General features: G+C 69.3%; 22 protein-coding genes. 1 reads left to right on the forward strand and 21 read right to left on the reverse strand.

Annotated elements, in window-relative coordinates:
* Positions 1-69 precede the first annotated feature (69 nt).
* From ACZ6O5_RS28960 to ACZ6O5_RS29010, 11 genes are all read right to left on the reverse strand, one after another.
* The gene (locus tag ACZ6O5_RS28960) at positions 70-1,044 is read right to left on the reverse strand and encodes a glycosyltransferase family 2 protein (RefSeq protein WP_465981199.1); all 975 of its coding nucleotides are present in this window, start codon (positions 1,042-1,044) and stop codon (positions 70-72) included.
* On the reverse strand, positions 1,041-2,414 hold the full coding sequence (locus ACZ6O5_RS28965; RefSeq protein WP_465981201.1) for a class I adenylate-forming enzyme family protein: 1,374 nt from the start codon (positions 2,412-2,414) through the stop codon (positions 1,041-1,043). Before ACZ6O5_RS28965 ends, ACZ6O5_RS28960 begins: the two co-directional genes overlap by 4 nt.
* Positions 2,407-2,652 (reverse strand): acyl carrier protein, encoded by a 246-nt coding sequence (locus tag ACZ6O5_RS28970; RefSeq protein ID WP_465981203.1) that lies wholly within the window; start codon positions 2,650-2,652, stop codon positions 2,407-2,409. Before ACZ6O5_RS28970 ends, ACZ6O5_RS28965 begins: the two co-directional genes overlap by 8 nt.
* Before the next feature lie 21 nt (positions 2,653-2,673).
* Positions 2,674-3,627 (reverse strand): 3-oxoacyl-[acyl-carrier-protein] synthase III C-terminal domain-containing protein, encoded by a 954-nt coding sequence (locus ACZ6O5_RS28975; RefSeq protein WP_465981205.1) that lies wholly within the window; start codon positions 3,625-3,627, stop codon positions 2,674-2,676.
* A 23-nt stretch (positions 3,628-3,650) separates the two neighbouring features.
* Positions 3,651-4,931 (reverse strand): MFS transporter, encoded by a 1,281-nt coding sequence (locus ACZ6O5_RS28980; RefSeq protein WP_465981207.1) that lies wholly within the window; start codon positions 4,929-4,931, stop codon positions 3,651-3,653.
* On the reverse strand, positions 4,928-6,235 hold the full coding sequence (locus ACZ6O5_RS28985) for a condensation domain-containing protein (protein WP_465981209.1): 1,308 nt from the start codon (positions 6,233-6,235) through the stop codon (positions 4,928-4,930). Before ACZ6O5_RS28985 ends, ACZ6O5_RS28980 begins: the two co-directional genes overlap by 4 nt.
* 53 nt (positions 6,236-6,288) lie before the next feature.
* On the reverse strand, positions 6,289-6,570 hold the full coding sequence (locus ACZ6O5_RS28990; protein WP_465981211.1) for a phosphopantetheine-binding protein: 282 nt from the start codon (positions 6,568-6,570) through the stop codon (positions 6,289-6,291).
* Entirely contained in the window at positions 6,567-8,624 is a 2,058-nt protein-coding gene (locus ACZ6O5_RS28995; RefSeq protein ID WP_465981213.1) for an amino acid adenylation domain-containing protein, read from the reverse strand. Before ACZ6O5_RS28995 ends, ACZ6O5_RS28990 begins: the two co-directional genes overlap by 4 nt.
* Positions 8,621-10,468 carry an aminotransferase class I/II-fold pyridoxal phosphate-dependent enzyme gene (locus ACZ6O5_RS29000; protein ID WP_465981215.1) on the reverse strand — a complete coding sequence of 616 codons (1,848 nt, stop codon included), beginning with the start codon at positions 10,466-10,468 and terminating at the stop codon, positions 8,621-8,623. The genes ACZ6O5_RS28995 and ACZ6O5_RS29000 overlap by 4 nt, the downstream gene beginning before the upstream one ends.
* Before the next feature lie 97 nt (positions 10,469-10,565).
* Positions 10,566-11,882: a Rossmann-fold NAD(P)-binding domain-containing protein gene (locus tag ACZ6O5_RS29005; protein ID WP_465981217.1), complete on the reverse strand. Its 1,317-nt coding sequence runs from the start codon at positions 11,880-11,882 to the stop codon at positions 10,566-10,568.
* A 317-nt stretch (positions 11,883-12,199) separates the two neighbouring features.
* On the reverse strand, positions 12,200-13,444 hold the full coding sequence (locus ACZ6O5_RS29010; protein WP_465981219.1) for an ATP-grasp domain-containing protein: 1,245 nt from the start codon (positions 13,442-13,444) through the stop codon (positions 12,200-12,202).
* Positions 13,445-13,615: 171 nt separating this feature from the next.
* Between ACZ6O5_RS29010 and ACZ6O5_RS29015 the strand changes: the two genes are divergently transcribed.
* Positions 13,616-14,338, forward strand: a complete 723-nt coding sequence (locus tag ACZ6O5_RS29015) for an HAD hydrolase-like protein (RefSeq protein WP_465981221.1) — start codon at positions 13,616-13,618, stop codon at positions 14,336-14,338.
* Between the two features lie 624 nt (positions 14,339-14,962).
* Here the strand turns inward: ACZ6O5_RS29015 and ACZ6O5_RS29020 are convergent.
* From ACZ6O5_RS29020 to ACZ6O5_RS29065, 10 genes are all read right to left on the reverse strand, one after another.
* Positions 14,963-15,358, reverse strand: a complete 396-nt coding sequence (locus tag ACZ6O5_RS29020; protein WP_465981223.1) for a hypothetical protein — start codon at positions 15,356-15,358, stop codon at positions 14,963-14,965.
* A gap of 215 nt (positions 15,359-15,573) precedes the next feature.
* The gene (locus tag ACZ6O5_RS29025) at positions 15,574-16,725 is read right to left on the reverse strand and encodes a hypothetical protein (RefSeq protein ID WP_465981225.1); all 1,152 of its coding nucleotides are present in this window, start codon (positions 16,723-16,725) and stop codon (positions 15,574-15,576) included.
* Complete coding sequence (locus ACZ6O5_RS29030) at positions 16,722-17,534, reverse strand: phosphotransferase family protein (RefSeq protein WP_431936249.1); 813 nt, start codon at positions 17,532-17,534, stop codon at positions 16,722-16,724. The genes ACZ6O5_RS29025 and ACZ6O5_RS29030 overlap by 4 nt, the downstream gene beginning before the upstream one ends.
* On the reverse strand, positions 17,531-19,144 hold the full coding sequence (locus ACZ6O5_RS29035; RefSeq protein ID WP_465981227.1) for a glycosyltransferase family protein: 1,614 nt from the start codon (positions 19,142-19,144) through the stop codon (positions 17,531-17,533). The genes ACZ6O5_RS29030 and ACZ6O5_RS29035 overlap by 4 nt, the downstream gene beginning before the upstream one ends.
* Positions 19,134-20,390: an HD domain-containing protein gene (locus ACZ6O5_RS29040; RefSeq protein WP_465981229.1), complete on the reverse strand. Its 1,257-nt coding sequence runs from the start codon at positions 20,388-20,390 to the stop codon at positions 19,134-19,136. Before ACZ6O5_RS29040 ends, ACZ6O5_RS29035 begins: the two co-directional genes overlap by 11 nt.
* The gene (locus ACZ6O5_RS29045; RefSeq protein WP_465981231.1) at positions 20,387-21,115 is read right to left on the reverse strand and encodes an SDR family NAD(P)-dependent oxidoreductase; all 729 of its coding nucleotides are present in this window, start codon (positions 21,113-21,115) and stop codon (positions 20,387-20,389) included. The genes ACZ6O5_RS29040 and ACZ6O5_RS29045 overlap by 4 nt, the downstream gene beginning before the upstream one ends.
* Positions 21,112-21,951 carry a nucleotidyltransferase domain-containing protein gene (locus ACZ6O5_RS29050; protein WP_465981233.1) on the reverse strand — a complete coding sequence of 280 codons (840 nt, stop codon included), beginning with the start codon at positions 21,949-21,951 and terminating at the stop codon, positions 21,112-21,114. The genes ACZ6O5_RS29045 and ACZ6O5_RS29050 overlap by 4 nt, the downstream gene beginning before the upstream one ends.
* 14 nt (positions 21,952-21,965) lie before the next feature.
* Positions 21,966-22,943 carry an NAD-dependent epimerase/dehydratase family protein gene (locus ACZ6O5_RS29055; protein ID WP_465981235.1) on the reverse strand — a complete coding sequence of 326 codons (978 nt, stop codon included), beginning with the start codon at positions 22,941-22,943 and terminating at the stop codon, positions 21,966-21,968.
* A 252-nt stretch (positions 22,944-23,195) separates the two neighbouring features.
* Positions 23,196-24,332 carry a nucleotidyltransferase domain-containing protein gene (locus ACZ6O5_RS29060; RefSeq protein ID WP_465981237.1) on the reverse strand — a complete coding sequence of 379 codons (1,137 nt, stop codon included), beginning with the start codon at positions 24,330-24,332 and terminating at the stop codon, positions 23,196-23,198.
* Positions 24,329-25,495, reverse strand: a complete 1,167-nt coding sequence (locus ACZ6O5_RS29065; RefSeq protein ID WP_465981239.1) for a hypothetical protein — start codon at positions 25,493-25,495, stop codon at positions 24,329-24,331. Before ACZ6O5_RS29065 ends, ACZ6O5_RS29060 begins: the two co-directional genes overlap by 4 nt.
* Between the last annotated feature and the right edge of the window lie 14 nt (positions 25,496-25,509).

Below are 25,509 nucleotides of genomic sequence, written 5' to 3' on the forward strand. Positions count from 1 at the left end.
TGGATCTTCAAAAGCTCACCGTCGGATTGTCCCGGACCTGGGCCGGTTTCCTCCGCGACTCACGGTCGGTCAGCTCAGAATCTCTTGGGGATCTGGCGGTACCCCGAGCCGGTACCGCAGATGAGGAAAGACCTGAGGGTGGGTTGGACGGAGGTGGTGTATCCGAAATTCGGGAAAGAGCTGACGGAAGGTCTGCATACGAGACGCGCGCTCCTTGCCGCGCAACGGAACGGTCGAAAAGAACATGGTGCTCACCAGTGCCCGCTGGACGGCCAGCGGCAGCGAGCAGGTCCGCACGAAGTGCGCAAACGCATTGCGGTGCCCCCACCACAGCATCTCGTGCCGGTCACGGTAACGAATCCGCGAGTTCACCTCGCCCGTCTGGAGGTCGGCGGAGTAGGCGAGCACCTCGCCGAGATGATGAACCTTGGGATAGCGGTCGGCGCACCGCCACAGGAGCATCCCCGAATACCCGACGCCGATGGCGTGCGTGTCGTCCGCCAGCCGAGCCGGAATACGCGGCTCGAAGAAGGCATGAGCGTCGGCAGTCCGCATCAGCACGCACGACGTGGTCACGGGCACGAGATCCGCAACCGTCGCCGAGTTGTGCAGGAACTCCAGAGACCCCATCGTGTGGTCGGCGGCGGCGACGTAACAGTGGCTGAGGCGGTCAGCGTGCCGCCACGTCATCCCGGAGTAGACAAAGCCGACTTGCGACCGGGCCTCCAGCACCGCGACCGCACGTTCGATGGCGTGCGGTGCCAACCAATCGTCGGAGAACAGCAGCTTGAGGTACGCACCCCGGGCGTGCTCAAGGCATCGTTGCCAGTTCTCCACTTTGCCGACAAGTGTGGGATTGCGCCATACCCGCACCCGCGAGTCGGCGGCGGCATACTGGCGGGCCACAGCGTGGCTGTCGTCGGTGCTGGCGTTGTCGACCACGACGATGTCCAGGTCGCTATAGGTCTGCTGGACAACGCTACGCAGCGCCCGGTCGAGTTCGGCGGCGCGGTTGTAGACGGGAATGCAGACGCTGACCGTCAACCGCCCTCTCCCCTCTGGCTCACCAGCGAGCCGGCGCTTCTCCGGTCCACCTTGCCGTTCGGTAACCGGGGAAGGTCCGGCAGGAACACGATCCGCCGGGGCACCTGGTGCGCCGGCAGGGAGCGCCGCAGGTATCCATGCAGTTCGGCCCGGTCGACCGGGACTCCGGGCACGGCCACGACCAGAGCCGCGAGGACGAACACCCCCGCGATCAACTCGTACGGCAGGCAGACGCAGTCGGCCACGCCGAGGAAGCGCCGGATGACGCCTTCGGTCTCCTCCGGAACGACCTTCTTGCCCAGGATGTTGACCACGTGCGAAACCCGACCACGTACCTTGACCACCCCGCCCTCAATGGCACCGTGGTCGCCGGTCGGCAACCAACTGTCTGGTGCCACCGGCCGCACCGCGCCGTCGTCGAGGTAGGCCCGGACCATCGCGGCGCCGCGGACGTGTAGGTCGCCCGCACCGGCGCTGCGCAGTTCCCCGGACCCCGGCATGGCCACCCGCACCTCCGTGTCCGGCATGGCGTGCCCCGCACTGTCCAGTCCGTGGTGGCCGTGCAGGTCCACCATCGCCACCCGGGACAGTTCTGTCATGCCGTAGTGCATACCGAGTCGGGTATGCGGTAGCAGGCGACGCAGCTGGGAGCGGACCTCGGCCTCCAGCGGCTCACTGCCGATCTCCAGCTGGGCGATGCCCGGCGCCCACCTCGCCAACGCCTCTCCGTGCCGCGCCACCAGCAGCTTCACCACGGAGCTGACGAAGGCGAAGGTTGCCCTCGGCCACCGCCGCAGCTCGTCGAACACCGCGTCGACGGAGGGCAACCGATCGGTCAGTCGGACCGCCCGGCCGGCCGATACCGCGCAGCGCAGCCGCCCCAGCCCGAAGGAGTGACTCATCGGCAGCGACAGCACCTCGATCGCGTCCAGAGCCGGACCGAGCACCTCGTTGATCTGAGCGGCTTTGCGAGCCATCTGGGCGCCGTCGAGCAGGACCGCCTTGGCTCGCGCGGTGCTTCCGGAGGTGAACAGCACCTCCGCCCCGCCAGGACACAGTCCGCGTATCGCCTGTGACTGCACCTCGACGAGTTTGAGCACCCACCCCACCTCGTGGTCGCCGGCGACCACCAACGGCACGCCGGCGGCGTGTGCCGCGAGATAGTCCAGGACGAACTCCAGGCGTTTGTCCTCGCGCACCACGCTGACCGGTCCCGCGTCCCGGGCACGTCGGGCCACCTCGTCCCGCAGCTCACGCCAGTTCAGGTCGACGTCCCGATACGACACGGCCAGATCGGTCGGCCGTTGATCGGCGTACCGACACAACTGGCCGGCCAGCGCGCCGGGGCCGGAGCGCGGCTGGTCAGGCACCGGCCTTCGCCTCGACTGCGTGGATCACGTCGCGGAGCGTCCGGCAGTCCCGCAGGTCTGCTTCGGTGAGCCTGAGGGAGAACCTCTCCTCCACCTGCACGATCAACTCGATCTGGTTGATCGAATCCCAGCCGGGCAGCTCGATGAGGGCGAGGTCGGGATCGATCGGCTCGCCGTCGGACAGAAACAGGATCTCGCGTACGATGCCGACGATGGCGTGCACGGTTGTGGTGTACATGGCGCTCCTCGCGTAGATCGATCAGCTTTCGTGCCGTAGCACGACGCCGCCCCAGCTCATGCCGGATGTTCCGACGATCAGCACGGTGCCCGGACCGGGCGGTCGGGTGCGGTGGTAATGGTGGAAGTTGACGAGACTGTCCACGCCGATGACGTGAGCGTTCTCGGCGAGGCTGGACAGCCAGACCCGTTCCTCCGGAACGCCGCAGAGCCGGCCGTACTTGATCATGGACTGGACGCCCAGGTTCTGCACGAAGACCATGTCGATTTGGTCGGAGGCCAGCGCCGCTTGCGCCAGCAGACGTTCGATGGTCGCCCGGATCTTGAGCGCCTTGAGGCTGAAGTAGCGGGTCTCGTCCACGGTTCCGTCCAAGGCACGGAACTCAGCCGGGTTGACGTACTCCACCCGATGGGCCAACACCCGATACCGGTCTCCGAGGTCGGAGTCCGAGGTCACCAGGAAGCTCGCCGCGCCGTCGCTCTGCACGTGGAAGGCGTGCGGAATTCGCGGACTGTGCTCGTTGGCGACGCCGGCCACCGTGGCGAGGCAGGTGTTTGCCGAACCGGCTCGGATGAGCGCGGAGCCGAGGTCGAGGGCGCCGAGGAACGTCGCGCAGTTGTAGAAGGAGAGGCCGATCAGCCGGGCCGGGTTCAAGCCCAGTGTCTGGATCAACCACCGAATGTCTCGTTGCTGCCACGCCTTCTCGTTGATCATCCAATTGTTGCTGCTGTTGATGTTCGGCTCGATCGCGTACAGGAAGGCATCGACGGCCGCGGCTGTGAACCCGGGGCTGCCACTCACCGTGTCCCGGCATAGCGAGAAGACATCCTGTGTGGTGACCCGACACTTCTCGTAACCGAAGCCCTGGTACCGAATGATCTGCTCCTCGTCGAGCCCGGGCAGCTCGGAGATCGGCACCTGGCCACCGAGTGCCACGCCCAGCGGCACGACGAACAGGTCCTGCGTTGTTGACACCGAAGTTCCTCCCCTGTGTCGGGTCAGGCCCCGACCACGTCTGTCTGTTTTGCCTCCCGTGGCGACCCGCCGATCCGGCCCAGCGGCCCGGACCAGGTGCAGAGCCACACGACGAGCTGGATCGTCCCGGCGGTCGCGAACAGCGCCACCGGCCCGGAACGCCCCACCAGCCACCCGCCCATGACGGCGCCCACCGGGTTGAGCGCGAATGACGTCGCGCGCTGCACGGAGACCACGCGTCCCATCAGTTCCGTGTCAACGACCTGCTGTCGGTAGGTTCGCCAGGGCACCACCAGCAGCGAGCTTGCCGCCCCGAGGACAAAACAGGCAGAGGCCAGGACGGGGGACGCGACGCTGGCTGCGGGGACAAGGAGTGCGACGGCGAGGCCGCCCATGGCCAGGATCAGCAACCTGCCTGTTCCGACCCGTCGCATGAGGGCCGGGGCGAGGACCGCAGCGACCAGCGCGCCGGCACCCTCGGCTGTGAAGACGAGCACGAGAGCCATCGACACCCGACCGTCCGGTCCCGCGGACACGTAGACCAGGTTGGCCGCGACGGCTGTCATCGCGAAGTTGGTCGCCGTCAACAGGACGGTGCCCCAGAACACGCCGTCGTCGGCACGTACGGCGCGCAGGCCAGCCCGAAAGTCCGGCCGGACGTGTCGCAGCGCCTGCCGAACCGCCCGCATGAAGCCGGGTTGCTCCTGGCCGGGCAGGAACACCGAGGCGGTCCTCGCCAGGACGATGGCGGACAGCGCGAACGACACGGCGTTCACCCCGCTGGCGACGGCCGGGCCGAGGACCGCCACAACGGCTGCCCCGGCCAGTGGACCGATCAGGGTCAGGCTGCTGTCGATGCCCTGGACCCACGCGTTGACCACGGCCCGCCGCTCGGGTACGACCCGGTCCGCCAGGAAGCCCTGAAACGCCGGAAAATGAAAGGGCCGCGCACAGGACAACAAGAACGCCGCAGCGATGAGCAGCGCGGGATGCGGCCGGTCCGCCAGGCAGAGCGCGGCGATTCCCGCGGTGATCAGGGCGGCGGTGATGTCGCAGGTGACCAGCAGACGGCGTCGATCGACCCGGTCCGCCACGACGCCGCTGAAGAGGCCCACCACCAGGTACGGCACGAACTCGACGGCGTATGTGAACGCCGCGGACACGGATGAGCCGGTTACCTGGAGGACCAGCAGCGGTAACGCGAACCGGTATACCCAGTCGCCCGTCGTCGAGATGGCGAAGGCGATCCGCAGCAGGCGTTCGTCACGCCGTCTCGGGCTGGCGGGCGAGCCGTCAGACGTCATGCCGCACCGCTGGCAGCCGTGGCTTGCCGGCTGGCGGGCGACGGCTGCAACACCGCGTCGGGGTCGGCGACCGCGGCCTCGACGACGTTCCGCAGTTGAGCGAGGAGATCAGTGACCCATTCGGCGGGAAGCCGGTCCGCCTGATGACGCACGGCAATGGTCAGGCCCTCGTCGTCCGGGCGCCCGACCACCAGGAGTTCGCTGCGGGGCCGGAATCCCTCCTCGAAGATGGGATAGGTCTGGCAGTCGGCGCCCGCGAACCGCAGGGTGTCGTCGAGCAACTCCGCGTACTGCATGTTGAACACGACTCCGACCGGTACGTCGACCCGTGCGTACTCGGCCGGGCTGAGCGCCTTGACGAGTTCGCCGTACGGCACCGCGTGGTCCTGGGCGTCCAGACTGGTCGAGCGCACCAGCCGCAGGGCTTGGCGGAACGTGGTGACGCCGGTCAGGTCGGTGCGGACGACCGCGAGCTCGGCCATCGGCGCCACCAGGGCCTCCGTACCAACTGTGTCGCGGTTGTACACGTTCACCGCGACGGCCTGGTCGGCATCGCCGGTCTGGCGCGCGAGCGCCAACTGCAGGGCACAGAGCACGAACATGAACAAGGTGCTGCGGCACTCGGCGGCAAGCCGGCGCGCCCCGCCCAGCACGTCTGCGGTGAGGCGCAGACCGGCGTGGCCGCACGCCGGTGCGCCGGGCTCCGCCGGACGGCGCGAACGCAACCGTGGGACGGCGCCGATCCCGTGCAACGTGCGCCGCCAGAAGGCCAGCAGGTGCTGGAACTCTGCGCTGGCCAGCATCGACTGGCTCTCCGCCACGTACCGGTGATATTGCAGCAGGGGCGGCGACGTCGCCGGCGTCTGACCGGCGGTCAGCTCAGAATAGGCCGACGAGAGTTCCCGTAGCACGATGCCACGGCTCCACGCGTCCACGGTGAGGTGATCGAGTACGACGACGACCACCCGGACGTCGCTGGCGAGCCGCAGGACGGTGGCCCGGATCCGCGGTGTCTGCCCCGGGTCGAAGGGCGTGTACGCCTCCTGTCGGACCCGAGCCTGGGCGTCCGCCTCCGGGTCGGTCCCACCACGCAGGTCATGGAGGGCCACCGGAGCGTCCGCCTCCGGCCACACGATCTGCTCGTCCACGCCGTTGGGGAAGCTGGTGCGCAGCGCTTCGTGTCGGCTCACCACGTGCGCCAGAGCATGCTGGAAAGCCGTCTCGTCGAACGGCCCCCGCACCCGGACGGTCTCCATGATGGTCCGCATCGACGGAATGTCGCGACGTCGGGCGTCGGCGTCCATGAGTAGGCGACCCTGCTGGTAGCTGAGGGTGGGCAGGACCTGTCCGGTGATCGTCACGCCTCACCGGCCGGGGTCGTGGCGGATTGGTCGTCGGCCGCCTGCTGCCGGCGGAGCAAGGACACCAGCTCGCAGAACTCAGTCAGCTCCGCGTTGTCCAGCACCTGTCGCAGCGTCACCCGGACGCCAAGCCGGTCCTCCACCCGGGCGATCATCTGGGTGGCGAGCAGCGAGTGGCCACCGGACAGGAAGAAGTCGTCGTCCTCCCCGACGGGGACGCCGAGCACCTCTGCCCAGATCGCGGCGATGGCATCGCGTTCCTCAGCCGTGGCGGTCATCGCGTGGCGGGTCCTTCCGTGAGTGCCTGCAGGCAGGCACGATCGATTTTTCCGTTGCTGTTCAAAGGCAGGTGGTCTTGCATGAGGAATCGGGCAGGAACCATGAAGGCGGGCAGCTGGTCCAGCAATTCGGCACGCACCTGACGGATCAGCTCCCGTGCTTCCGTGCCATCGCCGACCAGGTGGGCAACAAGGCGCTTGCCACCGAGCGGATCTCGCTCGACCATCACGCAGCTCTGCCGGACGCGGTCGTGTGCGGCCAGGGCCGCCTCTACCTCCGCCAACTCGATGCGAAAGCCGTTGATCTTGACCTGGGAGTCAAGCCGCCCGAGGAACGTCAGGGCACCCCGTTCATCGATTCGGCACAGGTCCCCGGTGCGGTACATCCGCTCGCCGGCCAGAGGGCCGTCGGTTGGCGTGACGAACCGCTCCGCCGTGAGGTCGGGCCGGCCCAGGTATCCGGCGGCCAGCCCGGCGCCGGCCGCCCACAGTTCCCCGGGGACGCCGGGTGGGACCGGCTGGCCGTAGGGATCGACCAAGTGCACCCGGGTACCGGAGACCGCGTACCCGATCGGCACGCCGCTGTCGGGCACGTCGTCCGGCGAGGTCAACCGGTACACCGTCGTGAACGTCGTGTTCTCCGTCGGACCGTACCCGTTGACGACTTCCAGATGCGGGTGCAGTTCCAGCAGTCGCCGGACGTGGTGGGGCGAGACGACGTCGCCACCGACGAACAGCCGACGCACCCCGGCGAAGCAGCCCGGGTGGTACTCGGCCACCTGGTGGAACACGCCAGCGGTCAACCACAACACGGTGATCCCACGGGTCCGGATCACGTCGGCGAGTTCCCAGAGCGACAGGGGACCAGGTGGCGCGACCTCCAGGCGTGCGCCTGCGGCCAGTGCCCCCCATATCTCCAGCAACGAGGCGTCGAAGGTTGTCGGTGCGTAGTGCAGCACCACGTCGCTCGAGGTGAAACCGATCGACTGTTCGTCGGTGATCAGGCGTACGACCCCGCGATGGGTGATCTCCACCCCTTTCGGGACGCCGGTTGAGCCGGAGGTGAACATCACCGTGGCCACGGCGTCGCCGCCGACATGCGCACCGGGACCGGGCGCGGGTGGCACGCAGGCGGCCGTCCAGAGCAGGGTCGGCGTCCCCGGGGGCACCCGGTCGCACAGGTCCCCGGTGGTGAGGACGCACCTCAGGCCGGGGTGGGCCAGCATGAGCGCGAGTCGCTGACGGGGATACGCGGGGTCGAGCGGCACGCATGTCGCCCCTGCGAGCGTCACGGCGACGGTCGCCACCACCGCGTCCACACCGCGTCCCATCATCACGGCGACGGAGGTCCCGGGCCCGACACCGTGTCCAGCCAGCGCGGCGGCGCCGCGCCCGGCGCGATCGAGCAGATCGGCGTACGTCATCACCGCCTGACCATCCGACAAGGCGACAGCGGCGGGCCGCGCGTGAGCCTGCCGCTCCACGAACCGGTGCAGCGGAACATCGGGCACGACGCCAGCCGAGGTGTCGTGCGGCCGGGCGGGCCGCAGGGGATCTTCCGACGTCGTGACCGCCGGAACCCGGGCGAGGGGTCGCTCCACATCGTCCGAGACGGCTTCGACGAACGTGGCCGCCACGGCGGAGAACGCCTCGGCGGCAGCGGCGTCCAACAGAGCCGGGGCGACCGACGCGACCACTCGCACCGCGCCGTCGTCCGTCGGTGCCGTTCCGACCTGTAGTTGCGGCGCCCCGACCGGGCTGACGGACAGCACCCGCAGCGCCTCCCCGAACGGGCACCGCAATAACGGCGGCTGCACGTGCACGAAGACCGGATGCGGTTCATCGGCCACCTCGACCGTGACATTCTGCCGACCGAACCGGGCCGCGAGCGCGCCCAGGACGAGTGCGACCACCACAGCAGACGTATGTTGGTTCTCCTTGGCGTGCCGCGCCACCTGCCGACCCACGTCCGGTGACAGGACGAAGCCAGGAAGTGGCAGCAGCCTCGGCGTCGGCGGTCCGGCAGCCGACGTGGTCTGCTCGTCGACCCTCATGACGCGGCCCGTTCGTCCGCACCCGACAGCACGGGTTCCGGCCGGGGGGCACGTTCGTCGAGCAGAACGGCCAGGGCGTCGACCAGCCGGTCGTTCTCGTCGCGGCGACGACAGCCGAGGCGTAGGTATCGATGGCCGTCGACCATCGACTTGCCCGCGCAGTGCTTGACCAGGATGCGATGACGGGCGAACAGGTACGTCACAACCTCGGGACCGGACCAGGGTGCGGGCAGGCGCACCATGATGAAGTTGGCCTTCGAGGGCAGCACCTCCAGTCCGGGGATGCGGGACAGTGCCTCGGCGAACGAGTCCCGGTCCGCGCGTACCCGGGCGCAGCTGGCGTCGAACTCTCTGCGGAAGCGGGGCAGGATCCGCAGGAACGCCTCGGCAATGCCGTTGACGTTCCAGATCGGCAGCTGCGCGCGCACCCGCGACACCAGGTCCAGATCAGCGCCGGCCAGGTATCCGAGACGAAGCCCGCCCACGCCGTACACCTTGCTCATGCTCTTGACGACCACGATGTTGGGATGATCGTCGAGGTCCGGCTCCACGCTCTGGTCGATGTCGCCGAACTCGATGAACGACTCGTCGACAACCAGGGTCACCCCGATCGTCGCGAGGAGCCCGGCGAGCCTCAGCAGATCGCCGCGATGTACCGCTCGGGCGGTGGGGTTGTTCGGCGAGGTGATCACGACCGCATGCACCCGGGCGCCGCGGACCTGGCCGAAGAAGTCATCGACGTCCAGCACGAAATCGGGGGCACGCAGCGTGATCCGATGCAGCTTGGCCTCGTCGACGACGGCCTCGTATTCATTGAAGCCCGGGACCGCCAACGCGACGCGACCCAGGACCCGGCCGAGAATCTTGATGAGTTCCGACGCCCCGTTCGCCACCACGAGGCGGTCGGCAGGTTGGCGCACCACCGGAGACAGGAGCTGTTGCAGGACCCCGTGGCCGACCGGATAGTGCACAAGCGTGTCGCGGAAGTCGGCGACGAGTTCCTCCAGCATCGGCGCCGGCGGGAAGTAGAGGTTGTAGAGCAGGCAGTGGTCGGCGAAGTCGTGCCGCCAGAAGCCGCCGTGCAGATCGTCGAGGAGTGCCAACTGATCCTCGGCCGTACCGAACACGAAGTTCGCCGCCGTCAGGTCGGACAGATCGTCGATTTCGTACCACCGCACGGCACCGCAGTCCACCGCAGCCAGGCCGGCGACTGGGTCGGCCACGTTGGCGGCGAGGACCGCCTCGTAGTAGGCATTCTCCCCACCGTTCGCTATGAGCCGATTCAGGGCTGGCACGAAGGTCTCCCGCAGGTAGCGGGTGCGCAGCACCGTGATGTTGATCGTCTTGTACGTACCGTGCAGCCGCGTGCCGGTGCACTGTTCCCCGCCGAGCAGCATCCGGGTGACGCGCCCGTCCGGCGTCATCTCGATCGCCGTGCCGTTCATGCCGCGGCGCCACGGAGCCACCGCGGCCACCGCCGGTCGGCGGTCGGCGGCCAACAGGTGCAGGATGTCCTCGTCGTAGACGACATCCCCCTCGACGAGGAACACGTCCTGGTTGAGATGCCCGCGGGCCAGCCACAGTGAGTAGGCGTTGTTGGTCTGCTCGTACCGCTCAGAGCGGACGTACGAGATCCGCATTCCGCTGAAGCGGTCACCGACCGACGCGACGACTTCGGCCGCCCGATGGCCAATCACGATGACGACTTCCTGAACCCCGGCACGGGCGAGGTTCGTAAGGCTGCGGTGCAGGATCGGGATACCGAGGACCGGAGTGAGTGGCTTGGGGCGGTCGCCGCCGAGCCGGGTGCCCAGCCCTGCGGCAAGGACGACGGCTTTGGTCACGGATGGCATACAGGAATCAGCCTCCTCGTTGCAGGCAGAACGGTCCTCTGTCGTTGCGGACCGGGAGGAAGGAAGAGGATTGCGAAGAGAAGTCGGCTCAGCGCAGCGAAAGACCGGCGAGCAACTGGTCGAGAACGATGTGCCCGATGTCGTTCTGGTAGAGCCAGACCCCGTCGGCGCGCCTGTGATAGCTCGACTCGCCGCCGACGGCGGCCGAGGGAGGCAGACCGGCGCCCAACCCGAAGGCGAGAAGCTGGGGGTGGACCGTGCCGTGCTGATCCAGCAGCTGGGTCTGCGAGGTGACGACCGTGCCAGTAGGCGAGCACGCGGCGACCAGCTCGGCGCCGTCCTCGCCGATGATTCGCGGCAGGTTCGCCTCGTAGCCGGTGGCCACGATGACCGCTCCGGCGGCATCGAGGGCGGCGGTCGCGGCGGCGCGGACAACCGGCTCGTTCACCGACACGTCGACCAGGGACACGGGTACCCGGGCGCCGGCCAGACCGAGGGCTGCCCGGGCCAGGTCGAACGCCGGTCCACGGAGCCCGCCGAACCGGTTGATCCGCCCGCTGGCCGGGCAGACGTCGGACTGCGGATCGAATGGGTAGTTGTCGGCGTCGGCGTGTCTGGCGGACAAGTAGAAGAGCCGGACCGGGCTGCGGTGCAGGATCGTCACCATGGGCGGCTCCCCGGCGGGACCGCGCAGCTCGGGATCGGCCATCAGCAACGCGGCTACCGCCCAGGCGCTGTGCGCGCCGCCGACGACCGCGGCGTGTCCGCTCTCACGGATCGCCCGCATCTGCTCCGGCGGCATCGGACGGCGCAGGTCCAAGAGACGCTCGGAGTGGCTGAGCTTGTCGGCGTACCGGTCGAGGGTCAGGTCACCGACGACCGACGTGCGCCGGAAGTCGGCCATCGGGCGGCCGCCGGTGGCGATCACTGCCTGCCCGACGGTTGTCGTCAGGGGACCGGAGCTGGCATCGACGCGGACACGCGCACCGTCGGGCAGCACGTGGATCTCTTTGACAAGCCCTCGCACCACACGGCAAGCCGGATGGGCGGCGAGCATTCCGGTGACGACCTCCCCGAGGCGATCCAGGAACGAGGCCACCACAGCCAGGGGTGGGTACTCATCGGCGTGTCGACGCAGCTCCGTGGTTTCGGGCAGGTCGTGAAGCCCTCCGAACGGCTCCGGTGGCAGGAGTTCCAGACACTCGAGGAAAGCCCTGCCGAGCGAATTCGCCCTGATCCGGTAGTGGGCCATGCTGCCCGCACCTGCTCGGGCGGGTTCGATGAGCAGCACACCCTTGTCGAGTAGTTTGTCCAGCCGCCCGGTCTGGGCGGCAGCGATGAGCGGGCCAATGCCCGCAGGACCACCGCCGCACAGCGCGACGGCATGATCGAACGTGGAAATCAAGACGTGCCCCCGTGTTTGCGCTTCCCGAGCACAAGGCTCGGCAACAACTCGTGGCTCTGCGGTCAGATGCACAGCGCCGTGATCCGCCGCGCCACGTGATGCCAGGCCACAGTAGCCAGAAGATGAACGGAGTCGAAACGCTTAAGTCTGGAACTTGACGCGGTGTCAGCCCTATCCGAGAACGAGGACACACGTCGCCGATGACCGCGTTCGTACAGGCGAATGCCTCGATGGAACTATCCGGGGGCGGAGCGTCGGCGCGCTCCGCACCGAGCTGTCGCTGTGATATTCATCACGTTCGCTCGGTAGCGGACCGGCTACTCGTAGACGGGCCGCCATAGAGACTCGATCTCGGCGATACCCGCTGCTGCGGACGCGTGGTCGGTCGCTTCGCCGCGCACCATCCCGAGCTTTCCCTCCGTGCCGCTTCTCCAGCCCACGGGCTGGCCTGGACGTGCCGTGACAGTGACGTCGCGGACCCCTGCCACCGCGAGAATCTCGGACGTTTCCGCCAACCGGAGAAGGCGGGTGGCGCCGGGCGGGGCGGTGAGAAGGTACTGGTAAACGACCCCGGTAAAGGTCAGCGGGGGTGGCTCAACCGATCTCCCCAGCGCCGCTTCCAGGACGGCGCGCCGCAGGTCGTAGCCGCTGCCGCGCTGGATGAGTTCGGAGACATACCCACCCATCCTGCCGTTGACCTCGATCAGCCGAGGGCCGTCGGCGGTCAGCTTGATCTCGGTGTGGGTGACGCCCACCCTGATCCCAAGCGCCCGGATCGCGGCGTCTGCCAGATCGCATACCGACTGCGTCCAGGCGGCCGGCAGGGCGGCCGGCACCACCATGCCCGTTTCCCTGAAGGGCCACGCCAGTGGCAGCTTGCCGGTGACGCAGACGTGACGGATGTGGCCGTGGGTCGTCACCGATTCGACCGAGACGTAGTCGCCCCACTCCGTCCCCGCTATCGAGGAATCACCGACGAGCATTTCCTCCACCACGAAATCGCGAGGATCGCCCGCGGCGTCGAAGAACGCGCCCACCGCCGCGGTCGCCTCCGCCAACGACCGCACCCGGTAGGTGTCCGTGCTGCCCGCCCCGTGCCGGGGCTTGACGATCGCCGGAAAGCCGATCTCGGCCAGCACCACAGGCAGATCGTCGATGTCGGTAATCACCCGACACTTCGTCGCATCGACCCCGGCCGCATTGACCACGGCGCGTTGCCGCAGCTTGTCGGTGAGCACGTCGGCCACCTCTGGAGTGTGAAACGGCAGGTCGAGCGCCGCCGCAAGGTCGGCAGTACGGCGCAGTTGGTACTCACTGAACGTGGTGACGCCGTCCGGCCGGAGCCCCGCGACCGCGGTGATCGCCTCCGCGTCCGTCAGGCCGGTAACGTCACACACCGCTGCGAGTTCACGCGCGGCAGAAAGCGCTTCGGCGCCATCGGGCCGGCTGCCATCACAGACGAAAACGACGTCACATAGCTTGCGGGCGGACAGGACAATCTCGGCAGGGCTGGCAGAGCCGCGATCCAGCACCACAGCGACAAGCGAGCGCATCGATGGCATAGCCGCGGATGCTACGAGATCCTCCCCAGCGCCGGGGCCCTGCTACCACGCCGCGCTACGGAAAAGGGCTAGGGTTTACGTCGATCCTCATGGACGTCGTGCCCAGGCTCATCTTCGGCCTGCGGTCGGAAGGGTGGCAGGGCAGTGACAGGGGTTGGGCCAACACCAGACATGCCAAACCGGCTCGTGCTGTGGGACATCGACGGGACGCTGCTGGAGCCGGCAGGCTTCGGCTGGCGGCTGGCAGGAGTGGCCTTTCGTCAGCTGTTCGGCATCGATCTCGCCGTCGATGTCCCGCGTGCCGGTCGGACCGACCGGGCGATCTACACGGACGTGCTACGGCTGCACGACATCTCCGTGTCGGACCGGCTGGATCCGTTCTGTGCCGCCATTGGAGCCCTCGCCGAGCCAGCCCGCGACCAGCTGTTGCGTACCGGAGGGCACATCCTGCCCGGGGCGATGGCGTCGGTTCGGGCGTTGGTTGCCGAGCCTGCCGTGGCACAGTCCGTCCTGACCGGCAACCTGAGGGCCGTCGGGGTCGCCAAACTGGCCGCGGTGGACCTCCTCGGCCTGATGGATCTCAGCGTGGCGGCGTTCGGCGACCACCACATCGACCGTGCCGACCTGGTAGAGGTGGCCAGCCGGGCCTTTGCCCAGAAGTATGACTTGGCCGATGACGCGTTCGAAACCGTCCTGATCGGAGACACGCCGCTCGACATCGCCGCTGCGCGGTCGACGGGTGCCAGCGTGGTGGCGGTCGCCACCGGCCACTACTCTCCAGCCGACTTGTCAGCTGCGGGGGCCACCGTGGTGCTGCCGGACCTCACCGAGCCGGAACGGGTCGTGGAGGCGGTCCTCGGTGCCCCCGCAACACACGGGGCCGGAGTCCGGTAGCCGAGACTGATGCGGGGCCGGTTGTGCAGCCGGGACGGCTGGACCGCCAGCCCGCCGGCTGACGCCCCGACCGATGCGGGCGCCGGGGTGGTGTTCGCGTCGCGGTCACCGCTGCCCGACGCGCGGTGTCGCCCGGCGTGGTATCTCCCACAGTCCCGGAAAGCAGGGACGGGAGGAGTTCCGGGAACACCGTCACCACGGATCGTGGCGCCGCCGGAGGGGTGCGCCGGAGAGTTGACCGCGGTGCTGGTCCGAGCCGCCGGGCTCCGAGAGCAAGTCCACCGTGCTGCTGACGCGCGAGTCCGGCCAGCAACGCTGACAGTTCTGACTCACCGGGTGCGCCGACCTGGCGAAGATGGCCGGGTGTGTCTCGCGGCACACCCCCGCCAGGCGGTCAGCGGCATGTGCCGATCGACCCCCGCCGACCGCTCCCGCGACCGGTGGTGCGCGCGTCGTCGGCGAGAACATCGAACCGCGCGGCCCGATCGGGACCGCCGCAGTTCGATGCCTCGGCCACGAACCTGGCCGCGAGCAGCCCACCGGTCAACCGCGGGCTCCGTGGCTGTTACCGTGCGGCGGGAAGCCCCGCCGAAATCACCACGGCGCCGACCCGACCGTACGCCGTCAACAACTGGTCGGGTTCGACGAGCGGGCGGTGAGTGTGCCGAAGGTAGCCTTGGCCCGGCAGTAACCCCGCTCCGCCGGGTCCATGAAGTAGGCGGTGGCCGCAGTCCCGTCGGCTGCCTGCTGCAGATAATAGAGAGACTCGAGATCCTCCTGGTAGGGCCCGGAGGGCGAGTCGGCGCGCTCGAGGACGATGTCGATGTAGCCGCTGCAGCCGCCGGTCAGCTTGGCGAACGCGGTTTGCATGCCGATGGACATGTAGAGGTTGCTGACGGTCAACTCGCACGGGCTGGTCTGCTCGGCCGGGCTCACCGACGATGCGGCGGCAGGTACCGCCGTCGCCACGATGAGACCGCCGGCGAACATGGACATGCTCAACATACTGCGGATGCGCATTGGCCTTCCTTTCACGAAACGCTGCCGGCGCCTTGCCCCACGGGTCCGTTGCCCGTGTGGTCAATACCCGGACCATGACTCGATCTGGTTCGTCCCTGACATCGACGGACCGGGCCGCTGGGGGAGCCCTGGCGGTTGACGGCGAACGGCGGCGACGCGGACCGGACGGCCAGCAGCCACCACCCCGGCTACCTCGGCCCGCAGCCCGGTGCGGGCTAGCCATGAAGTCCGTGGACCAGTTCGCGCAGCCCTCGGCGTACGTGATCCAGGTCGGTGCCCGTACCCCAGCCGACTTTCCACGCCGGAAACTGATCGGCCAGCCGCCGGCACGCCGCTTGCGCCGCCGCGGCCCGGACGGCCAAGGGCACGCGCCGCGACCAGAACCTCGGGTCCTGGATAGCCGGATCGTTCGGCGTGTAGCAGCACGCCGTCAACTGGCTGGTCACCTCTTCGGCTGACGCGGGAGCGTGCCAGAACGTACGGTCGTCCGGTGTCAGTCGAGGGAGCAGGACCAACGCCAGCCGGCCACCGGGCTGGATCCCCGTGCCGAGCGCCTCGGCCAGTCCGGCGGGTGTCACGTAGTGCTTCCGCGACGGCTCACACGGCGCGTTCCGCTCCGGCCCGCAGTCGAGGAATCCCGCCAGCTTCGGCTCGCTGTGCACCTGACCGTGCCCGAGCCGGTAGGCCATGGGTAGGCCCAGTGTCCGGCCACTGCCGGCGATGACGAGGGTGCGGTCGTTACTGCACAGGTCCATCCCGATGCAGCCGAGCATCGTGACGGTGGTGGTCTTGCCGGCGCCCTTGGGGCCGGCGATGAGCACGGACCGGCCGCGCTCCTCGATGCTTCCGGCCCGTCCGACCGTGGCGGCGGAGGCCGCATGGAGGGAGACGGCCCCCTGGTCCTCCCAACTGGCAATGAGCACCTCCGTGACCAGGTGCCGCAGCAGACGCTCGGGCTCCCGACTGCGCTCGCGGGCCACCACGGCGACGCCGCCCGGAGCGACCCGGAAGAGATGGTCGCCAGCCGGGTCACCCCCGGAGGCGGTGGCCGGGTAGGCGTAGACGAGGGCGTCGTGCTCCTCCCAGAGGTCGTAGGGCGCGCCGATGTGGGCCGTGTGCACACGGTCGGCCGGTCGGCACGGACGCGATCCCTCGAATTCGGCGTCCGAGACGACGAAGCGGACGGCGACGTCGACGGTGGTGGGACGCCGCGACCTCGTCACGGTGGGGAAGTACGACCGGAGGTACCGCTCCAGGCGGCCGAGTCGGCACTCGTCCGCCCAACAGCCGAAGCGGATGCCGCCGACCTCGAACTCCAGGCCACCTCGACCGGTGGTGCGGAACGCCGCGGCTCGGGGACTGGTCATCGCGGAGGCACCTCGCTCAGTTCGGCTTCGGCGAGCAGGCACTGTCGCCGGTGGGGGTCCTCGGGTGGACGACCCACGCCCAACGCGACGTTCGCCAGCAGGATGATCCGGCGATACGCCTCGAGGAGTCTCTCCTGTGGCGAGTCCGCCGGTGGGCCGAGGCGGTCGAGACCGGCCCGCAGGCGGAGCCGGGCCAGGTCGAACAGCGGGTCGCCGAACACGCTGTGCTCCCAGTCCACCAACGTCGGCCGGGCCGGCGGACCGACGAACTGAGCCTCGTGGAGGTCATTGTGCAGAAGACGGGGCTCGCCGCACGACGATCGGACCAGCCGGGGCAGGGCCGCGAAGCTCGAACTCGTCAGCCGGGCCGACAGTGACGGCTCACGCTCGACGTGGGCGAGGTAGAACGAGATCCTGGTGGCGAGATACGCGCCCCACGAGCTGAAACGCTCGCCGCCGGCGACCCGGCCGTACCAGCCACCGCGGATCTCGTGCACCGGAGCGAGGACCGCCGGCGCAACGCGTACGGCTTCGTCGGCGGTGAGCGGTTCGCCCGCGACTGCGGACATCCGGACCACCGCCGGGCCCGGGCCCAGCCGTACGTCCAACAGGCGAGGCGCGGGCACCCGACGTTCGGCCAGCAGCCGGAGTGTCGCCGCCTCGTTCTCAGCTCGACTGCGCTCGGCGTATCTCTTCAGGACGGTACGTCCGTCCGGAGCCAGCCACACCTCATTCCACCGTCCCGCCGCCAGAAGGATCCACCCAGGTCCGGGCGGTTCTTCCGCCGCCAGCGCCCGCTGGCCGGTCATCGTTCCGTCTTGGCGAGGACGACCGGTCGCCCGGCCCCGATGAGTGCCGCCATCCGCCAGCCTCCGATCATCTCGATCCACTGGAACAGGGGGCTGAGCAGCACCAGAACGGCCACCATCCGGTGCGACCATCGGAAGGTGGAGGTCCGCGCGCTGCCCGCCGGGCCGGCAGCGCGACTGAGTGCTCCGCGCATGGTCAGGATGACGACGGTTGGCGCCGGCCCCCAGAGCAGGCCGCCAAGAATCATCACCGCCAACCATCCGGGCACCAGCCACGCTGCGGACATCGCAGCGGCGAGGCAGACCGGCGCGGCCACCAGCCAGGCGGCGATGTCGACGCGGATCTTGTTGACCAGTACCGTTCGCTCGACACGGTTGAGTCGGCTTACCCCGGCCACGGCCCGCCGGTGCCGGGCCGGACGACGGTACGCGCAGTAGACGCGGCCGTGCAGGTTCACCACCGAGCGCAGATCCGTGTAGGTTTCGTCAGCCACGCATCGGCGCAGGGGAAGCATCGAGGCACCCTGCAGGGACAACCGGAAGCCGCCACCCACGTCCTCCATCGGCTCGGGAAAGCCGCCGATCGCCGTGAGTTCGGGCACCCGTACCGTCATCCCACAGCCGACCCCGTAGACCACCGGCTGGACGAGCGTGCGCAGCAGACCCCGGGGCCAGCGGGCGACGCGCTCGCTGAGCAGCAGCCGCGCCCATTCGATCGCCAGGCAGCGGCGAACCAACATGATCCACTCGGCGGCCAGGACGAAGCCGGTCGGGCCCCCCGGCAACGGCCCTGGGAGCCGGGTGGGCAGACGATGCTGCTGGATCATCCCTGGACGGCTGCCGGTGTCGTGCGCGTGCCGTCGAACCAGGTTCGCGATGGCCGACAGGGTGCCGCGGTCCGGTATCGCGTCGGCGTCGTAGACCAGGACGTACGTGTTGTCCCGGTCCCCCTGGCCAGCCGCACCCAGCAGGGTGTCGAGGTGGGCCAGGGCGAAGTTGAGCTGGCTCGCCTTGCCGCCCTCCTCCGGCGGCTGGTGCAGATGTACCACGGGGAGGCGGGCGTCCGGGTTGCCGCGGCTCGCCTGCGACGCGAGCAGTTCGTCGACCACCTCCGCGGTCGTGGGTTCCTCGTCGAAGCGGCGGAGCAACTCGTCGGTGCGTTTCTCGGCAGGAACCGTGGCCAGGTGCGCGAGGATCTCGGGCACGCGAACGGCCGGGAACAGCCCTCTCATCCGGGCGGGAGTGAGGTGGTCCGGATTCAGGGCGGCCACCTGCTCGCGCAGCGTTGCCTTCGCCCTCTCCTCACGCTCGGTCGTGATGACGCAAACGACCGCGCGGCCCTCCGGATAGGGCAGGGACGCCATGGTGTCGATGGCCTCCGCCACCACGGACTGCTCCCGCAGCATCGGCAGCAGGATCATCACGGTGGGCGCCTCCGCGCGGGACGTGCCGCTGACCGGGGCCCGCGAGGTCGGTGCCCCCGCCGCCAGCACGCCGCGGCGAACCACGGCAAGGGCGACCAGCACCCAGACGCCGCGCGCCAGCAGACCGATCGCCACCGCGGGCACGCCGACGTTCAACCACGCCCTCAATACGACGTCAACCACCACCTGGTACCTCCGTTCCCGGGATGATGTCGCGGATCGTGCTCACGTCCACCCCGTTCAACCAGGTGACGACCTCCCGGCGGCTGCTCAGCCGGCGTACGACGGCGCCGGCCGGGTTGGCGAGGCGATCACGGATCTCGGCCTGGGCCACGGAATGATGGCGGAGCGCGATAAGCCCGATGGATTCCTTGCCGAAGAACCGGCGCCACGAGTCGATGTTGACCCCCCACAGCAGGCGGCGGTGACGGATGTTGTCGACGGCTCTGCGGCACGCTCTGGTGACGCACAGCCATCGCGGCAGGTCAAGCCAGACGACCAGGTCGGTCCTTTCCCACAGCAGGTCGGCGACCCGGCCACCGTGCACTCCGTCGGAGACCCAGCTTTTCGCGGCGAGCGCCTCGCGGGCGGAATCGACGAAGTCCGGCTCGGGTACGGGCTGCCACCCGGGGCCCCAGTAGAGGTCGTCCAAGCACAGGTGGGGAATGCCGAGGCGCCGGGCGAGCAGTTCAGCGAGCACGGTCTTGCCCGCGCCGATCGGCCCGACGACGGCGACACGCAGGCCCGGCTCCGGCCCGCCCGGTCGCAGCTCGTCGAGTTCGGCGTCCAGCGCCTCCAGCACGTCCGCAAGGCGATGGTGGCGTGGTCGGGCGAGTCGACGACCGGTCTCGGTCCGCATGCCATCGGCCAGCAGGGACAGTTTTTCGTCCCAGTGTCGGCGCAGGTCGTCGAACCGGCCGTGGTCGAGCGAGGCGGCGCTGCCCGTGCTCGGAGCGCCGGCGTGCCTACCGAGCCACAGGAGCGCGCGGGAGAAACCGGTGAGGCCGATCGCGTCGAGGTTGTCCGCGTCGTCGAGGATCGCGCCGGTCGACGTACGCCGCGCCGCCCGCTTGCGGAACCGGCGTCCCTCGATGGCCTCGACGACGTCTCGCAGCTCGACCGGGGTGAGGGCGTCCCGGAGCGCGTCGGCCGCCGCGAGGGCGGACCGCGTCTCGTGGTCGTCCGTGTCGTGTCCGTGGGCCGCGGCGTGTCCGCAGTCGTGGAACAGGGCCGCGAGCACAGGCAGGGTCGGACCGGTTCCCTCGTCGACGGCGATACGCTCAGCCAGCCGCGCCACCCGAATCGCGTGGCTGATGTCATGGCACGGATCGTTGCGGGCGTAGAGATGCTGAAGCAGCACGCCGTACTGCTGCCAGAGCTGATCGACGGTGGTGCCGTGGCCGGGTTCCCGACGGATGGGAGCGTGGCTCACCACGGCACCCTCCTGCCGTGACGATCGACGAACTCCCCGCTCGGTCGCCGCTCCCCGTCGAGGAGGAGTTCCACCAGGTGCCGGGCCGTCTCTTCGGCCGAGGAGGGCGCCTCGGGGCCGCCCATGCGGGTCGCTACCCATCCCGGGTCGATGGCTGTGACGGTGACACCGGCGGGAGCGAGTTCCGCCGCCATCTTCCGGGTGGCCATGTTCAGGGCCGCCTTGGTGACGGCGTAGCCCATCGATCGCCCGTCCTCGACCAGACCCAGGGACGCGCGACCGGTACTGATGTTGGCGATCTGGCCCGCGGCGGACCGCTTCAGCAGGGGCAGAAACGCGCGACACGTCAGCGTTGGCCCGACGACGTTCACGACGAACATTCGGGTGAGGGCGGCCCCGTCGAGCTGTTCGAGCGGGCCCTTGCTGGCAGTGGGAGGACTGCTCGGATCGCGGTTGACCGCTCCGCAGTTGACCAGGAGGTCGATCCGTTCCAACTCGCCCTCGCACCGGCGTGCGGCCTCGTCGATCGAGTCCGGGTCGGCGTAGTCGAGCCGCAGGATCAACCCGCGGTTCCCGTGCCGCCGCAACAAGGATCGGCATCCGTCGTCATCCGTCGGCTGCCGCAGGCCGAGCGCCACGGTGGCGTCGCGGGACAGCAGGGCCTCCGCCAACGCCGCTCCCAGGCCTCGGTTGGCGCCGGTCACCAGCGCGTGGAGCGTGGTCATGCCGGCGCTCGTTCCGTCTCGGCGGCGTGGTCGACCTGGCCGGAGGTCGCCCGTACGACGGGATAGCGTGCCAGGAACGCGTCCTGCCGCACCTGGTCGAGCAGGCGCGCCGTCGCACGATGACAGCGGGCCACGGCGTCGTCGGCGCGGTGACGGTCGGGGAAGATGCCGGCCAGCACCAGATCCTCCGTGCCGTCGGAGAGAAGACCGTGCCGGCGGGCCAGCGTGAGGCGCCATTTGGGGTTCGCGCTCACGGCGCCGGCCGTGGCGAGCGCGGCGTCGAGGGCGGCCTCCACGCCCAGACGCGCGCAGTGCACCGCGCTCAGGGTGCTCTCCGTGGCACGCCGGTCGGCCTGCCGGTCCAGTGACGACGCCGCGAGGGCCGACCGCAACACCACGTAGATCGGCAGGAGATCAGTGCCGAGGCCGCTTCGCATCCGCTCGGCCGGACCTGTCGGCGGGGCCAGCGGACGATCGTAGAAGAGGGCGTGGAACGCCCGGAACGCGGTGCCGGACAGGATGGGCCAGCGTGCCGGCGGGAGGGGATCCGCCTCGATGACGAACGGGGCCAGACTGACGCCGGTCGCCAGTTCCTGGTTGACGTCGACCACATGGAGTTCGAGGACCACCGGGGCGTACCCCGTCAGTTGGAGTCGCCGCGTACCCGATCCGCCGCTCTCCACGAAGCAGTACAGGTCGATGTCGGAGTCGGGCGAACCGAGATCGTCGGCGAGCGAGCCGCCGAGATAGAGGTCGGCGTCACCGACCTCGTGGCGGGCGCCCGCCACGATCTGCTCGGGGTCGACGCCCCAGTGTTCCAGGACGAGTTCAGTCATCATGTCGGCACCATCTACGTGGTCAGCGGGAACAGGTCGGCGGGGGCGACGTCCGTTGGCGGCGGCAGGAGATGAGCGGGGATCCGGGACCGGGCCGGAGCGGTCCATCGGTCGGCGACCCAACCGAGATCACGTTCCGGCAGGTACCCCAGGTCGTGTCGCAGGGTGTCGGTGACGACGGTCTTGCCGACCCGGGAGGGCAGCACGATCCCTCGGGCATGCGCGGCGGTGACGATGCGCGGATGGCAACGCCGGAGAACTCCGACGAGATCCGTGCCGAGCCGTCGTCGCTCGTCGAGCGGAAGCTCGAGGTCGGAGACGACGCAGTACAGGGGGCTCGGAACCTGGGGCGCGGCGACGACCCGGACGAAGGCCTGACAGGCGTCCCAGACATCCAGCCCCGTCGACAGCTTTCGGAGGTGGTAGTCGAAGCGTGACCCGAAGAAGAAGCGGCCCAGCCGCAGGATGGTGGCCGGATGCCCGGCCGCTCGCGCGTCGCGGACCAGCGCTTCGGCGGCCAGCTTGGTGAGGTCGTACACGTCCGTGGGCTGGGGTGGCGTCCGTTCGTCCAGGACCCGGCACGGTTGGCCGACCGCGGTGCCGGGGCCGTAGAGCGATGTCGAGCTGGCCAGGACGAATCGCGCGTCGGCGGCACGGGCAGCTGCGAGGACCGCCTGGGTGCCCAGGACGTTGACCGACCAGAAGTCCCGTCGCGTCGCTCCGCTGGTCAGGTGGGGACCGTGCAGGGCGGCCAGGTGCACCACCGTGTCCGCGCCGGCGAGGATGCGGCTGGGTAGCCGTCCGGCCCGGATGTCGCAGGCCACGAACTCCACGCCGTCCATCGCCGGTGGCGTCACGTCCACCACGGTGACCCGGAAACCGATCGCGTGGAACACCTCGGTGAGCCGGGTGCCGAGCCGGCCGGCACCACCGATGATCGCGACCGATCGACGCTCCGGTCCGGTCGCCGCGTCCAACCACCGCGAAGACACGGTCCGTTCGCCGTCGTGAGGGGAAGAGGCGATTTCCGAGGTCGTCAAGGGCGATCTCCAAGGCGGCTCGGTGTGGCGGGCGCTGGCGCTCGTCGGGTACGAGTACGGTATGCCGCGCCCGCCCCACGTTCCCGTCCCGCAAAGGCGTGACGATCCCTACCCGACGCGGACGTGGCCCAGCCTGTCCCGCCGATCGGGTGGCGGGCGTCCCCGCACGCGGCACCCCGCCAAGCGCCGCGAGAGCGGGCGGACCTAGACCAAGGCACGGGACAGTGGGGCCTTCGTCGCTCGATCCCGGTCGAACATCCGGTCGAGGAAACTCTCATGGCTCCACGTGCCGTGGTGCTTGTCCGCGGCGCCGAACTGGTTCAGGTACTCCAGGTTTTCCGGCCGCAGGGGGAGGAGTACCTCAGCGGGTATCACCCCGGGATACAGCAGGTCGGTGAAGTGAAGCGCGAAGTAGACGGGTTCGGCGATCCGGTAGCGCGCGCACCGTTCGTACAGGGTCGGCCAGGACAGCTCGGGCGACGACTTCACGAACTGCGCGATGTCCAGGAACTTGGACAGGCACAGGTCCTTGCCCGACTCGATGAAGCGGAGGGTGGTGGCCTCCTTGAACAGGTGGACCGCGAGGTCGATGACCATCTCCTCGGCGGTGAACATCAGCGCGGGCTCGCCACAGAGGCTGATGGGGCGCGCCCGGTGGGCGAAGCCGCCGGCCGGGAGGTCGTATCCGGAGTCCGGAAGGAACTGGTTGAGACAGATGTCGACGACCAGATAGTCGACGAACCGGTCGGTCGACGGGCGGAGCAGTGTCACGGTCGGCACCTTGAGCCTCGCGTAGACCGCCTCGGACCGGGAGAGCGGCGCAATCGTGCGACGCAGCGCCGTCGCCTTGCCCCGCGCGTATCCGAGCGTCTCCAGCACGGCGATCGCCCTGGTGACATCCTCCGGCTCAAACATGAGGTCGAGGTCGTTCATCGACCGGAAGCGCCGGTCGCCGCCGTACGCCTCTTCGATCACCACCGCTCCCTTACGGACCAGTGCCGAGATGCCCTCCCGTTCGAACGTGCGCAGGATGACCGCCAACTCGCGCAGCAGGGTGTCATTGCGAGCGGAGTTGCCGTCCGCCACCAACCGGAACAACTGCTCGTACCGGAACCGCAGCCGCGAGTCCGGCAACGTCGGATAGAGGTGGTGATCCAGAAAATTCTGTGCGACCAGGGGAAGGACCTTGTTCAGGTGCGCCTGCTCGATCAGCCAACCCCAGTCCAGGTCCGCGGCGTGCCGAACGATCAGTTCGCCGATCTGGTCGACCTCGGTGACTGTCAGGCGCGGCCGGGCGGCGAGGAGCAGCAATTCGATGTCGGGGCGATGGTCGTCGGTCATCGGTCTGGGTCCTCTCCTTCCAGAGCCACGGCGACGCGCCGCAGCGTGTCCTCCGCGGAGTGTTCGTCGGCCCGCCACCGCAGTCGGACGAATGGGGTGTCGCGCAGGATCGCGCAGAGCGCGTCATACGTGCCGGTCGGCGGGCCGGGATGCCCGAGCGGCGTCAACCAGAAGGAGTCGAAGACGGGGTCGGGCTCCCGGAACTCGCCGCGTAGGTGCTCCCCGGCGTCCGCGAGACTGCTGCGCCCGATCTGCGCAGGCGCCCTGGGCGGCCCGGTCTCGACCAGCACGACACCGTTGATCGGCGCACGATCGAGGGTGATTATGCCCAGCACGGTGTCCAGTTCCAGGAGAGAGAGCTCGATCTTGTCCAGGGAACGGAAGCGACGTGACTCCGTGGTGAGCTGGCCGTCGCGTACCGGTTTCTGTGCCCGGAGCAGGGACAGCACCGTGACCGCGTCGTCCCGGTCCATGCCGGTCAGCATTCCCACACCGAGCCGCGCCGGCCAGGGAAAACCCACCCCGTAGGGCTGGCTGCCGTCCTCGGCGATGACTTCGGTCTGGTCGACGCTGACGAGGTAGCCCCCGGAACGGGCCATGGTGGCCGCCAGCGTGGTCTTGCCGGCCCCCGTGCCCCCGACGAACAGCAGGCCACCCTGACGGGGGTCGGCGGCCATGGACGCGTGGACGGTCAGGGCGCCCCGCTGGGCCAGGCACATCCTGAGCAGCTCGCGCGCGACCCGGACGGACGTGTTGGCGACGTGGTGATCGTCCGCGGCGATCACGTGGTACGCCGGCCCGTCGGCGACGACGACAGCCCCGTGCCCGGACCCGCCCGGCGCGTCAGGCGAACACCAGACCGACTCGCCGTCGACCTGACCGACGGTCCACATCTCACCCAGGAACCCCGGCCGCGGCTCGGTCGGACCGGACAGGGCGCGCCGGCGGATCCGATCAGCGAGGTCGGCGTCGACGACCGCGGTCAACGGGACCTGCCGACCTCGCGTCGGCGGTCCGCCGGTCACCGAGTAGAGGTGGTGCCGGAACCACCGGAGCACGTGCTCCCGGTCCGTTCGTAGCCGGAAGTCGAGCGGCCACCAGTCGACCGTCGCCTCCGTCGGCGGTAGCCGGGACGATTGGCGGTCGAGGGGTGAACTGCGCATGCCTGGGGTTCCTC

This window comes from Micromonospora sp. NPDC049201, assembly GCF_055586805.1.